General features: G+C 44.2%; 12 protein-coding genes and 1 tRNA gene. 12 read left to right on the forward strand and 1 reads right to left on the reverse strand.

Annotated elements, in window-relative coordinates:
• The first annotated feature begins 45 nt into the window (after positions 1-45).
• The 11 genes from FGL80_RS04325 (at position 46) to FGL80_RS04375 (ending at position 9,889) form a co-directional block, all read left to right on the forward strand.
• Positions 46-2,451: an endonuclease MutS2 gene (locus tag FGL80_RS04325; RefSeq protein WP_055308325.1), complete on the forward strand. Its 2,406-nt coding sequence runs from the start codon at positions 46-48 to the stop codon at positions 2,449-2,451.
• A 186-nt stretch (positions 2,452-2,637) separates the two neighbouring features.
• Entirely contained in the window at positions 2,638-3,480 is an 843-nt protein-coding gene (gene mutM, locus FGL80_RS04330; RefSeq protein WP_055308324.1) for a bifunctional DNA-formamidopyrimidine glycosylase/DNA-(apurinic or apyrimidinic site) lyase, read from the forward strand.
• An 8-nt stretch (positions 3,481-3,488) separates the two neighbouring features.
• On the forward strand, positions 3,489-4,220 hold the full coding sequence (locus tag FGL80_RS04335; RefSeq protein ID WP_055308323.1) for a DUF975 family protein: 732 nt from the start codon (positions 3,489-3,491) through the stop codon (positions 4,218-4,220).
• Entirely contained in the window at positions 4,220-4,840 is a 621-nt protein-coding gene (coaE, locus tag FGL80_RS04340) for a dephospho-CoA kinase (protein ID WP_055308322.1), read from the forward strand. The genes FGL80_RS04335 and coaE overlap by 1 nt, the downstream gene beginning before the upstream one ends.
• Positions 4,827-6,164 carry a DnaD domain protein gene (locus tag FGL80_RS04345; protein ID WP_055308321.1) on the forward strand — a complete coding sequence of 446 codons (1,338 nt, stop codon included), beginning with the start codon at positions 4,827-4,829 and terminating at the stop codon, positions 6,162-6,164. The genes coaE and FGL80_RS04345 overlap by 14 nt, the downstream gene beginning before the upstream one ends.
• A 1-nt stretch (position 6,165) precedes the next feature.
• Positions 6,166-7,092, forward strand: coding sequence for a primosomal protein DnaI (gene dnaI, locus FGL80_RS04350; RefSeq protein WP_055308320.1), 927 nt, complete (start codon positions 6,166-6,168; stop codon positions 7,090-7,092).
• Positions 7,092-8,174 carry a YibE/F family protein gene (locus tag FGL80_RS04355; protein ID WP_055308319.1) on the forward strand — a complete coding sequence of 361 codons (1,083 nt, stop codon included), beginning with the start codon at positions 7,092-7,094 and terminating at the stop codon, positions 8,172-8,174. Before dnaI ends, FGL80_RS04355 begins: the two co-directional genes overlap by 1 nt.
• Positions 8,171-8,947, forward strand: coding sequence for a YibE/F family protein (locus FGL80_RS04360; RefSeq protein WP_010001352.1), 777 nt, complete (start codon positions 8,171-8,173; stop codon positions 8,945-8,947). The genes FGL80_RS04355 and FGL80_RS04360 overlap by 4 nt, the downstream gene beginning before the upstream one ends.
• Positions 8,940-9,242, forward strand: coding sequence for a hypothetical protein (locus FGL80_RS04365; protein ID WP_029508974.1), 303 nt, complete (start codon positions 8,940-8,942; stop codon positions 9,240-9,242). Before FGL80_RS04360 ends, FGL80_RS04365 begins: the two co-directional genes overlap by 8 nt.
• A 68-nt stretch (positions 9,243-9,310) precedes the next feature.
• Positions 9,311-9,706 carry an immunity protein Imm33 domain-containing protein gene (locus FGL80_RS04370; RefSeq protein WP_010001355.1) on the forward strand — a complete coding sequence of 132 codons (396 nt, stop codon included), beginning with the start codon at positions 9,311-9,313 and terminating at the stop codon, positions 9,704-9,706.
• A gap of 112 nt (positions 9,707-9,818) precedes the next feature.
• Positions 9,819-9,889: transfer RNA gene (locus FGL80_RS04375), tRNA-Cys, on the forward strand.
• 34 nt (positions 9,890-9,923) lie between these two features.
• Here the strand turns inward: FGL80_RS04375 and FGL80_RS04380 are convergent.
• Complete coding sequence (locus FGL80_RS04380) at positions 9,924-10,907, reverse strand: sugar transferase (protein WP_055308318.1); 984 nt, start codon at positions 10,905-10,907, stop codon at positions 9,924-9,926.
• Positions 10,908-11,109: 202 nt separating this feature from the next.
• On the opposite strand from FGL80_RS04380, the gene FGL80_RS04385 reads away from it, so the two are divergent.
• On the forward strand, positions 11,110-12,171 hold the full coding sequence (locus FGL80_RS04385) for a BMP family lipoprotein (RefSeq protein WP_147001818.1): 1,062 nt from the start codon (positions 11,110-11,112) through the stop codon (positions 12,169-12,171).
• Positions 12,172-12,194: the final 23 nt, after the last annotated feature.

A 12,194-nucleotide genomic window follows, 5' to 3' on the forward strand; every position in this document is an offset into this window, starting at 1 on the left:
TGACACGGTAAACTATTGAATCAGAACGGGGGCGTATCAAAATTTATGAATAAAAAAGTTTTAACAACACTTGAATATGACAAAATCAAAGCGCAGTTACAGGACTTTTTAGCGACACCAGTTGGGCGTCAAGAGGCTGACCAATTACAACCGGAAACGGATGTAACAGTCATTAACGCTTGGCTACAAGAAACGGCAGATGGTGTTTTAATTGACCGCTTAAAAGGTGGGATTCCTTTGGCCAAGTTGGCGGATATTACCCCACATTTGAAGCGTTTGAAGATCAATGCGAGCCTGAGTGCCACTGAATTGTCAGAGTTTAGTACCGTTTTACGGAATACGAATGCGATTGCGCACTTTTTTGAACAAATGGCGGATGAAGCGATTGGGGATTCCCTACAAGTTTTGCCGGAACAAGCGGCTAACTTAGCGACATTGCCAACGTTAACCCAGCAAATCGAAATCGCAATTGATGCTACCGGCCGCATTAATGATGAGGCTTCATTTGACTTGAAAGCAATTCGTGGCAAGATTACTGGTAACGAACAGGCCGTTAAAACGAAGATGCAAGGTTACACGCGGGGGAAAACCGCGCAGTATCTCAGTGATCCGATTGTGACCATTCGGGCAGACCGCTATGTGTTACCGGTCAAGGCCGAATATCGTAGTCAATTTGGTGGCGTGGTGCATGACCAAAGTCAAACGGGTCAAACGCTTTATATTGAGCCACAGGCAGTGGTTGAACTCAATAATAAATTGAGTGAACTGCGCGTTAAAGAACAAGCCGAAGAGCAACGTGTACTGCAAGAATTGTCAGCTGCGTTAGCCCCATACACCGAGGAAATTGCCCGTAATGTGGCTATTTTGGGTCATTTTGATTTTGTGAATGCTAAGGCACGTTTGGCGGCACGTTTAGATGCGATGCAACCGGTTGTGGATCCAGACAATCATGTGGCTTTGCAACAAGCATGGCATCCCTTATTGGACAAACACGTGGCGGTCGCTAACGATATTGTTTTAGGCGAAGATTATAAGGCCATTATCATTACAGGACCAAACACCGGTGGTAAGACGATTACCATCAAAACCTTAGGTTTATTACAATTGATGGCGCAATCTGGCTTGTTTATTACGACGAAGCGACCATCGACAGTGGGCGTTTTCCACGAAGTCTTTGCCGATATTGGGGATGAACAGTCAATTGAACAGAGTTTATCCACATTTAGTTCGCATATGGCTAATATTGTGTCGATGTTAGACCAAATTGATGATAAGACATTGGTAATTTTTGATGAATTAGGAGCAGGAACTGATCCGGCCGAAGGTGCCGCATTGGCTATCGCCATTTTGGATAAAGTGGCAAGTTTGGGTGCCTATGTAATTGCCACGACGCACTATCCAGAACTAAAACTCTATGGTTATAACCGGCCAGAAACACTAAACGCTTCAATGGTCTTTGATGTGGAAACGTTGAAGCCAACCTATCAATTCTTGATGGGCGTACCGGGACAATCAAATGCCTTAGCGATTGCTAAGCGGTTGGGCTTTGGGGATGATGTGATTGGTGCAGCGACGGCCTTAACGGATGAATCTGATCAGGATCTGAATCAGATGATTGCTGATTTGGTCGCGCAGCGTGAGGCGGTTAAACAACATGATGCCGAGCTGACGATGCAACTGAAGTCAACAGCTGAGCAAGCGGAAGCTCTGGCTGCCAAAGAGGCACAGTTAGAGCGTGACCGTGCACGGATTGTGCTTGATGCTAAAAACGAAGCCAACCATATTGTGGCCGCGACGAAAAAACAAGCTGAACAACTCATTTCAGAGATTCGTAAGGAACGTTTGAATGCCGGCCAGCAGACTGGCAAGTTAAGTGAACAAGACTTGCAAGCTAAAAAAGCGGCGTTGGATAAGCTTCGCCAAAATGATAGTTTGGAAAAAAATAAGGTGTTGCAAAAGGCTAAGCGCGCCAAGCAATTGGCTGCTGGCGATGAGATTGTCGTGCAATCTTATGGGCAACAGGGAACGCTGGTTAAGCGACACAGTAATGGTCAATGGGAAGTTGAGATGGGCATCTTGAAGATGCTGGTTGATGAAGACGATATTGTGAAGACCGAAGCCACGACCAAGGCTCAAAAAACGAAGCAAAAGAAAAAACAACAAAAAATTGTCAAAACAACGACAGCGGGTGGTTCAGCTCGTGTGTCAGCGCGATCAAGCTTGGACTTACGTGGCGTACGCTATGAAGCGGCTTTGACGGAGTTGGATCGTTACCTTGATCAAGCCGTATTGGCGAATTTAGGTGCGGTAGAAATCATCCACGGCAAAGGGACAGGTGCGTTGCGTAAGGGCGTGACAGAGTTCTTACGGTCAGATCGCCGCGTCAAATCCTTCCGTTTTGCTAATGCGAATGCTGGTGGTGATGGTGCTACAATTGCCGAATTGGCATAAATTTATCAGTCAAAATAAGTTGGGGTATCTGTTGATACCGCAGCTTTTTTGATTGGATATCATTTATCCCTCATGGGATGTGTTAAAATTAGTATTACGCATGACGATTGTTTTGAATCACAAAAAGTGGTTTAAAACCAGTCATTTTAATGATAAAAGCTGATAGATAAGTGTTAAGAGGTGTGTATGCCAGAATTACCAGAAGTTGAAACGGTCCGTCGTGGCTTAGAAAAATTAATTATTGGTAGTCAAATTACCCAAGTGAAGTTACCTTATCCAAAGGTCATTACCGGTGATTCACAAGCCTTTATCACAGGGGTGCGCAATGCGCATTTTACGGCGATTGATCGTCGCGGAAAATATTTACTCTTGCGGTTATCAAATGGGCATACCATTGTCTCGCACCTGCGTATGGAAGGGCAATATTCGGTTGAACCGATTGATGCAACGCCACATAAGCATACGGAAATTATTTTTGAACTCGCTGATGATCGGGTGTTATTCTACAATGATACGCGCCGGTTTGGGCGCATGGTGCTAGCGACAACCAATCAGGAAACGCTGGCTGTGCCAGCTTTGGGCAAGCTTGGCCCTGAACCAACAGCGCAAGACCTGACCTTAGCAGATATGGTAGCAAAATTTGCCCGTTCCAAAAAACCAGTGAAATCGTTTTTGTTGGATCAAACGCAAATTGCTGGTATTGGCAATATTTATGCCGATGAGGTCTTATGGCAAAGTAAGATTCATCCAGAAACACCAGCCAACCTGTTGTCGGAAATGCAATTAGCGACTTTGCGACAAAATATCATTTCAGAGATGGCACGCGCTATTGCACATCATGGCACAACGGTCCACAGTTTTAGCAATGTTTTTGGCGAGGTTGGTCAATTTCAAAATGAATTGCAGGCCTATGGTCGCGTTGATCAGCCGTGCCTACGCTGTGGTACCCCGTTAGTTAAAATTAAAGTCGGCCAACGTGGCACGACTTTTTGCCCAGTTTGTCAAATTAAACAAGAACCAACGACATAGGAGAAATAATGAATTCAACAGAACCAATTAGTATTCGTGAAGTTAAGCGTGAAGCACAGGCGCTCTACCGTGGCCGCTATCGTACGGCCATTAAAATCAATATTATCCCAATTATTTTAAGTATCTTATCTGTTTACACGATTAGTTTAGCCGCCTATACTTTCTGGGGCTTTGCAACGGCGCCCTCACCACAGGTGGCAGACAGCGCTTCGGCGGTATCACAGATTAATGATACGATTGAAAATATTTTGAGTAGTGCGATTGAGATGATGTTTATTTGGACCACCAGTTGGACATTAATTGACTGGTTTGAAAAGCCGTTAGCACGGCCAACGCTCAAAGAGACGTTCCAAATTTTTCGTCGTGGTAATGTTTTTCACACGTTTTTGTTAACAATTGTGCAAAGTGTCTTGCTCTTTTTGTGGACGTTACTCTTTGTGATTCCAGGCATCATTAAGTTGTTCGCTTATTCGCAAACTTATTTTGCTTATAAGATTGATCTTGAAAATGGGACGCGTCAGCGCCAGTTGACAGATTATATCACGATTAGCCGCCGTGTCATGAACGGCCGTAAGTGGGAACTTTTTCTGCTTGAATTAAGTTTTATTGGCTGGCACTTACTCGGTATTTTGACGGCTGGCTTGGCTTACATTTACGTTGTACCCTATTTGAATGCAACGCGGGTCGCTTATTCACGTCATTTGTTTACCATGACATTGGCTAAGCGTGGTGAACAATAATGTTAATTGTGGGACTGACAGGTGGCATTGCTACTGGTAAATCAACAGTAAGTGCGCAGCTGCGCGCGGCAGGTTTCCCCGTTGTTGATGCTGATATTGTGGCGCGGGAGGTTGTTGAGCCCGGAACACATACGTTAGAAGCACTGAAACTCGCATTTGGTGCTGGGATCATTGACAATGGGGTACTTAATCGTCAGCTACTCGGTGAACGTGTTTTCAACAATCCAGCGGAACTGTCTCGTTTAAATCGCATTATCCAACCCGCTATTAGTTCTGCCATGTCAGATAAAATCAACTTTTGGCGGCAACAACAGACACCGATTTTAATTTTAGATGTGCCACTGTTATTTGAACGTGGTTATCATCAACAAAATCGTGTCGATAAAATTGTCGTTGTCACCGCAGAGGAAGCTGTGCAGTTAGCACGGTTACAAGCGCGTGATCAGCTAGACGTCCAACAAGCGCAGGCCCGCATGCAGTCACAGATGCCGTTGGCTGAGAAAGTCGCCCAGGCCGACTACGTGATTGATAATAATGGGGATCAAGCGCAACTGACTGCCCAAGTCCAAGCACTCATCACTGAATTAAAGGAACTTGCACCAAAATATGACGCAAATTAATGAGACAATTGAATTTCATGCATCAGCAGGGGTTTTCGTTCAGAGCGATCATTTGATTACAGCTGATGATTTGTCGCGGGTTTTTAACTTGTATTTACCATTCATCGGTGCAACAAGTTACGCTTTGTATCATTTATTGGTTAATGAATTACCCTTTGCCCAAGAACAAGTAACGCGGCAAGACCATAATTTTATTATTGATAGTTTGAACATTAGCCTGCCCAATTTTGTTAAATTTAGACGACGCCTTGAAGCGGCAGGATTAATCAAAACCTTATATCAGCGTGACGCACTTGGTGAAGTATATGGTTATCGACTATTGACGCCTTTGACGGCGGACAAATTCTTTAAGGAACAGCTGTTGGCCGGTTTACTGTACAAGTTTGTTGGCGAAGACCGGTATCTCACCTTACAAAAGCGCTACGATGTTCAAGGACAAGTGGCACTGGCTGGTGAAGACATTTCTGCGCGTTTCTTGCAGGTATTTCAAAATCAAAACGATGTGAGCGTGCCAACCACGCCACTCGCTTATCAGGAGCCTGTTGTGCGCGCCGAACCAGTGACGTTTGCGTTTGAGACATTTGCCGACATGGTGCGTGGCGTGTCGGCGACACATTTGCAACAGCAACGGAATTTCTTGGTGGCGATGCATTTGACGTATGGTGTGGACGAAGTGACGTTAGCTGGGATTGTTAATCAAAGTGTCACACTCGATACACATGAAATTAATCCGCAAGAAGTTCAGCGCTTACTGCGGCAACAAACTGCGCCACGTCCGCAATCGGTTGACAAGTTAGTCGCAACAGCATCAGACGTACCTGAAATTAAAAATGCCGAGGCACGCGCTTTGATTGCCATTGCGCGAGAGACCCCAGCACAAGAATTTCTGGCCTATGTTAAAACAACGCTTAAAAATGGGCTTGTCCTGAAAAATGAACGAGATGTTGTTGATTATTTGATTGCCCGAAGTGTTCTGCCAGTTGCCGTGGTCAATATTTTAGTCCATTATGTGTTGATTGGTTTGCAAAATGATAACCTCAAGCCAGCCTTAGTGACGACGATTGCTGATTCTTGGACACAAAATCAGGTCGATTCACCAGAAAAAGCGTTGATTCAAATTCAACAACACCAGCAAGCAACTCAAGCACGGCAAGAAAAGCGCTTTAGTCGCCAACAAAAGCCGCAAAAGACAACGCCAAAATTCGTGAAGCCAGTACCAAGCATAGCCACTTCAGCCGCCGATACGACAGCCAATCCATCAGTCAGCACCGATGATGTAGCGGCCGCATTGGCTAAATTAAAGAATATAAAGACGAAGAATTAATATGCAAAATTTATCTGACGTACTCAAACAGTTTCAACAAAAGTATCCTAAAATTGAAGACACCAAGTTGGCTGATATTGTCCAAAAGATTGCAGATGATGCGGATGTGCGGCAATTTTGGGCTGAGCATCAAGATGCGTTGCGGGCCGATGCTTTTCAACTGAAAATGATGGATTTGTATGAATTTGTGCAACAGAAACAACGTATCGCCCGTGGGGAAAAAGCGCTTTATCCAGGCTATTATCCACAATTGGAGATTGAAAAAGGCTATCCGCATGTCCGTTATGTGGCCAATGAAAAAACGGCGCAACAGCGGATGCAAGCAGAACGATTAACGGCCTATAAAATGCCCAAAGCCATTCGTCACGCTGATTTGCAAACGATTGCCACGGATCCTGGCCGTGCTGAAGTGATTACAGCAATTGTGGATATCTTGCCTAAATTGCTGGCACATCAAGACCACTATGTCCAAGGTTTGTATTTATACGGCGATTTTGGTGTGGGAAAAACCTATCTGATGGGCGCTTTGGCTAACGCATTAGCGGCTAACAATATCGATGTGATGTTGATGCATTTCCCGTCATTTGCGGTAGATTTGAAGAATACGATTGGCAAGGATAATGCGGCACGGGAACGGCTACTTAACCAAGCTAAAACAGCAACGGTGTTGATCATTGATGATCTCGGTGCTGAAAACCTCAGTATGTGGATTCGTGATGATATTTTAGGTGTAATTTTAGAATATCGGATGCAAAATGAGCTCACCACGTTTATCACCTCGAATTTTGATATGGCTGAACTGACGGCTTATTTAGCGGAAACGCGTGATGATCGTGATCCTGGTAAGGCGGCACGATTGATGCAGCGGATTCAATTCTTAACACGATTGGTGCCAGTCACTGGGAAAAATAGACGGTTAGAAAGATAATGTTACGACAGTCAGCAAAAAAATATGGTATCGTGTTGCTCGCCATTGTTGGTGTATGGTTTTTCCTGAGGCACGATGCATTTTTATATCAGGGACCAGTTGGTCAAGTCACACAAATGACGGAAAAAGTGACGCAGGCCACCACCGATGAACACAATAATAGCGATACGATGATCACGCAACACTTAACGGTTGCTGTTTTGAATCGTCATCAAACGATTAAGTTGACGAATACGTACGCTGACTCGCAAGTCATCACGAATCGCTATCGTGTCGGGGATCAATTGCTGTTAGAAAATGTTGGCGGTAATATTCATATCTTATCTTTGAAACGTGATGCCTGGATTGGGGCTTTGGCCACCTTATTCATTGGGCTGCTGGTGATTTATAGTCGCTGGCGCGCCACGAGTTGGTTGTTGTTAAGCTTAGTGTTAAATGTTGTGTTGTTTGGTGTTGCCATTCATGTTGATATCCATGATAAAAATGCGAACGTCTTATTGGTCTTTAGTGTGCTGGCATTGGGCTTAGCCATTGCCAGTTTGGCTTTAGTCCTTGGGAAAACACTACAAATGACGTTAACGTTGCTGGCAACGGTTGTGACGACTGGCTTAACGATGCTCATTTTGTTTGCCGTATTAGCGGTGACGCATGGCAAAGGGGTACATTTTGAAACTATGTCTTATGTGACACAACTGCCGAAATCAATTTTTATGGCGCAAACCGTGATTGGTGTGTTGGGCGCGGTGATGGATGAAGCAGCTGATATTGTGGCGATGCAGTTTGGGATGCGACGCGAAAACGTGACGCGGCAATTCAGTGATTACTGGCAGGCGGGCCTGTCAGTTGGTCGTGATATTATGGGTACCTTGGTCAACGTGCTCTTTATGATTTTTATCGCCGAGACGTTGCCAATGGTCTTTTTGATGTTGCGTAACGGCAATAACTGGGCGTACATTATGGATCAAATTATGAATCTTGGTATTTTGCAAACAGTCGTTTCCGGGATTGGAATTGTCTTAGCTGTGCCGGTGACGAGTGTGATTGTCGGTTGGGCGATGTCGCGAAAGGCGGTGAAGGCATGAATGCAATTGGGCTATTACTGCTCATTTTATTAGGCCTCATGATTTTTGTGGGCCGTGGGCAAGGGGTCAAAGCGTTTATTGGCCTTATTTGTAATTTTTTTGCGATATTTATTCTCATCGTCTTAATTAATTGGCAATTTAATCCCTATGTTGTCATCAGTATCACAAGTCTCATTATTTTAGCGATTGCGATCTATTTAGGTGCTGATGACGTTGCGGTCACTAATATCGCCTTTAAAACAAGTGTCATCGTCGTGGCCATTTTAATGCTACTGGCTAGTATCATGCAGTACTTTGGCCAATTTCAAGGCTTTACGACTGAAAATTCGGAAGAATTAGAAGGGCTGTCGATGACGGTTGGCCTATCATTTAGTCACATTGCCCTGGCCGTGATGGTTATTTCGGTACTGGGTGCCGTTGCAGAAGCGGCGATGGCGATTGTGGCAGATTTAGCTGAAGTGGTGGAACGAACGCCAGATATGTCAGCCACAGGCTTGTACGGGCAAGCACGCATCATTGGTGGGCAAATTTTAGGAACGGCGATTAATACCCTATTTTTTGGCGTTTTAGGGGCTAATTTGCCACTTATTATTTGGTTTGTGCGTTTAAGATATCCGTTGGCAATGTTTTTTAATGCCAAGCTACTCATGGCGGAAGTTGTGACGATGTTGCTTGGGATGTTAGGCATTTTATTAAGTATTTGGATTGCAAGTTGGCTCGTCGTGCGAACGGCTATGCGACAGCAAAAAGTAGGCATAACACATGATGAATGAAACATTTAACTTAATTGAAGAAATTACGCGTCTAGATGGCTCAATTTATTTTGAATTGGGGAATATTATGCATAATGGGCGGGCTGAGTATGCAGCGGAGCATGGCTACATTCAGCGTGTCCGCATTCTTAAGATGAATATTGCGCGATCAGCGAGTGTGGAAGCGTTGGAACAGTATATTAATACGCACTACAACCTGTTACCGTTGGAATATGACGGCTGGGAAGAGTGGGTACGGACACCCGAAATGGAAAAAGCCATGCAACAAATTTTGCTCGAAAATAAATTAGGCTAAAGCGCCAAATTTTGCGGTTAAGTCGTTTTAAGGTATAATAATTGCAGTAAATTTAAAGAGGAATAGTTATGCGATCAGTATTTCATCAACCCGAAGCAGTCGTTTTAGCATCTAAACATCTTGTAGATGGCTCAGGAAAATTGCGCTGGGTTTATCGAGAGTTGGCACCAACCACACCGCAAGATTCCGGCTGGTTTTTATTTGCCGACAATGATTCAGAGGCGTGGAACGCTGATCCAGCAAATTTTATGCCGTTGGTTATTGAGACAGCTTTAGCCATTGAACCGAGTTTGCGTCATATTTTAGATTTGCCGTATGGCACTGACTTAGTTTTGGATACACGACCCGGCGTTCAAGGTTGGTGGGATCCCAAAACGAAAACGCCAGTCTGGTTGGCTGATGGCTCAGTATCACCAAATATTCAAGTTGTCGCTGGTCAAGTCGTCGAAGACGACACAAAGTAGCAAAAGATTTGTAATTTTAGTGATTTTGACCTATAATAATAAACGTTGTTGTGTTTAAAAAAACGCAGCTGATTGATGTGTGAACATCATCGGTGTTAACAACGTCTATCATGGTAATATGGCCAAGTGGTAAGGCAACGGTCTGCAAAACCGTCATCGCCGGTTCGATTCCGGTTATTACCTTAATCAAAAAGGTTGCCAATATGGCAACCTTTTTTTATGTCGTTAATGCGGTTAAAGTGGCTTTGGTGTACTGACCTTGCTGGAGTTTTTCAGCAACGACGGCACCGTTGGCTTGCCAAGTTGAAAAATCTGCTGCGCTGACCAACGCTAATTTATCAGTGAGTTCCGATAAATGATTAATGGTAAAGCCAAGATTTTGGGTGGTAATCAGTTGCCCAATGGCACTTTCCGACCAAGCAATTAAAGGTAAGCCAGCACGTAGATAGAGACTAGCTTTGTGGGGCGCGTTGTACTTGGTATAAGTTTGATAGGTTTTATCTTCAAAGTCGTCATCCCAAATCAGCCCAAAACCTTGTGTTAATTGATTAATGATCTCATCGGGGTCAAAATTACCCTGGTAGGCAATATTTTCGGGGAAATCAACAGCGCGCCACTTTTTAGGTTTTGCACCAAATAACGTGATTGGGGCTGCGCGGTAAGTTTGCAGCCAGGGTGATTTTTGAAAAGTCCCCGCAAAATTGATTTGTGTACTAAAACGTGCCGGCGTGACATTAGCACCCAAATAATCAAATAAGGGTTGAATGATAAAATGATTGGTCAAACCAGCTGCCTGTAATCGTTGACGCATCGCTTCGGAATGCACAATTAGTGTGTCATATTGTTTGAGGACGTCAAATTCCCACGGATCTAGCTTATTGAGGCGTAAGGGCTCAATATCATGAATGACCAGCGCCCGCCGCACCTGTCGCTCTTGGAGCGTCGCCACAAATAACTGTTCAAATTGCGCACTCATGTAGGTGGGGAACTGATGGACCACAAGGTCGTTGGCTTTGACAGGGGCTAACCATTCCTGAATATGAGCGATAAGGGTTGCTTGATCAAAGCGGGTATCGTTATAGCGATACAGGGGTAAGCGTGTCCAGCCAACTGTTTGCGCAATGGTGGCATAATCAGCTTTAGCTTTCAAGGCACCAGGCGGCATCCAAGGTTCGATTGTTTGGGTAATAAAATTTGTCATTGCTCTATTTTACCAAAAACCGAACTTTTTTTCTGAATAAGTTGTAAAAAACGAACATAAAATGAAAATAAATTATATTGTTCGGGTATAATTTTTGTTTTTAATCGTTTTTTCATGGTTGTATCAGATAAAAGTTGGATAATAAAGTTATCAAATATTTAGAGGAGATGTGTGGCTGTCTTCAGTCACACGTGGTAATATTATGCAACGTTCAGCACAAATTGGTATTGGTATTCTTGCAGTTGCCGTTATTGGTGGCGGTATCTATGCAGCAACACGTGGTGGTTCAACGACTTCAGGTAAGGATAACTACACAGCTGCGCTGGTAACAGATGGCGGTGGTGTGGATGACCGTTCGTTCAACCAATCAGCTTGGAACGGTTTGAAGGCTTACGGTAAAGCCAACAACTTGAAGCAAGGCACAACCGGTTATAACTATTTCCAAAGTTCGGATTCTTCTGATATTAAGACAAATTTGCAAACAGCCGTTAAAGGTGGGTATAAGTTAGTTTATGGTGTTGGTTTTGCTGCAGCACCAGCCATGAATACAGTGGCTAAGGCCAACCCTAAGACAAGCTTTGCTATTATTGATGCTGTTGTGCCAGATAAAAACGTGGCCTCATTGATGTTTAAGTCTGAACAATCATCATATTTGGCTGGTGTGGCTGCAGCAAAGCAGACAAAGTCTAACACGGTTGGTTTCATCGGTGGTGTGCACGGTGATATCATCGACACATTTGAAGCCGGCTTCATTGCTGGGGTCAAGGCCACAAATCCAGATATTAAGATTATGACGCAATATGCTGACTCATTTACAGATGCAGCCAAGGGTAAAACAATTGCCGCTTCAATGATTGCTGGTGGCGCTGACGTTATCTTCCAAGCTGCTGGTGGTACTGGGTCAGGTGTCTTTGCGGAAGCAAAGGCAACCGACCAAAAGTTGGCAGCTGACTCAGACAAGAAGGTTTGGGTCATCGGTGTTGATATGGATCAAAAGCGCGATGGGGATTATACAGACAAGGACAACAAGAAGTCAAACTTCACGTTGGTATCTGCTGTGAAGCGCGTTGATAATGCGGTTGAATCATTGACTAACCAAGGACGTGAAGGTAAGTTCCCTGGTGGTAAGACAATCACTTATGGTTTGAAGGAAAAGGGTGTTGGCTTGGCCAAGGATTCTGCTTCACCAGAAGTTTGGTCAGCAGTTGAAGCCGCACAAAAGAAGATTATTGCTGGTGACATTAAGGTACCCGTTCATCCTTAATTTAGAATAGACAAACAAAAGCT

This window comes from Leuconostoc lactis, assembly GCF_007954625.1.
Classification (GTDB): domain Bacteria; phylum Bacillota; class Bacilli; order Lactobacillales; family Lactobacillaceae; genus Leuconostoc; species Leuconostoc lactis_A.

Bases quoted from the DNA above. Each gene is read 5' to 3' on its own strand.
- FGL80_RS04325 (WP_055308325.1), top strand. From the start codon at position 46: ATGAATAAAAAAGTTTTAACAACACTTGAATATGACAAAATCAAAGCG.
- mutM (WP_055308324.1), top strand. From the start codon at position 2,638: ATGCCAGAATTACCAGAAGTTGAAACGGTCCGTCGTGGCTTAGAAAAA.
- FGL80_RS04335 (WP_055308323.1), top strand. From the start codon at position 3,489: ATGAATTCAACAGAACCAATTAGTATTCGTGAAGTTAAGCGTGAAGCA.
- coaE (WP_055308322.1), top strand. From the start codon at position 4,220: ATGTTAATTGTGGGACTGACAGGTGGCATTGCTACTGGTAAATCAACA.
- FGL80_RS04345 (WP_055308321.1), top strand. From the start codon at position 4,827: ATGACGCAAATTAATGAGACAATTGAATTTCATGCATCAGCAGGGGTT.
- dnaI (WP_055308320.1), top strand. From the start codon at position 6,166: ATGCAAAATTTATCTGACGTACTCAAACAGTTTCAACAAAAGTATCCT.
- FGL80_RS04355 (WP_055308319.1), top strand. From the start codon at position 7,092: ATGTTACGACAGTCAGCAAAAAAATATGGTATCGTGTTGCTCGCCATT.
- FGL80_RS04360 (WP_010001352.1), top strand. From the start codon at position 8,171: ATGAATGCAATTGGGCTATTACTGCTCATTTTATTAGGCCTCATGATT.
- FGL80_RS04365 (WP_029508974.1), top strand. From the start codon at position 8,940: ATGAATGAAACATTTAACTTAATTGAAGAAATTACGCGTCTAGATGGC.
- FGL80_RS04370 (WP_010001355.1), top strand. From the start codon at position 9,311: ATGCGATCAGTATTTCATCAACCCGAAGCAGTCGTTTTAGCATCTAAA.
- FGL80_RS04380 (WP_055308318.1), bottom strand. From the start codon at position 10,907: ATGACAAATTTTATTACCCAAACAATCGAACCTTGGATGCCGCCTGGT.
- FGL80_RS04385 (WP_147001818.1), top strand. From the start codon at position 11,110: ATGCAACGTTCAGCACAAATTGGTATTGGTATTCTTGCAGTTGCCGTT.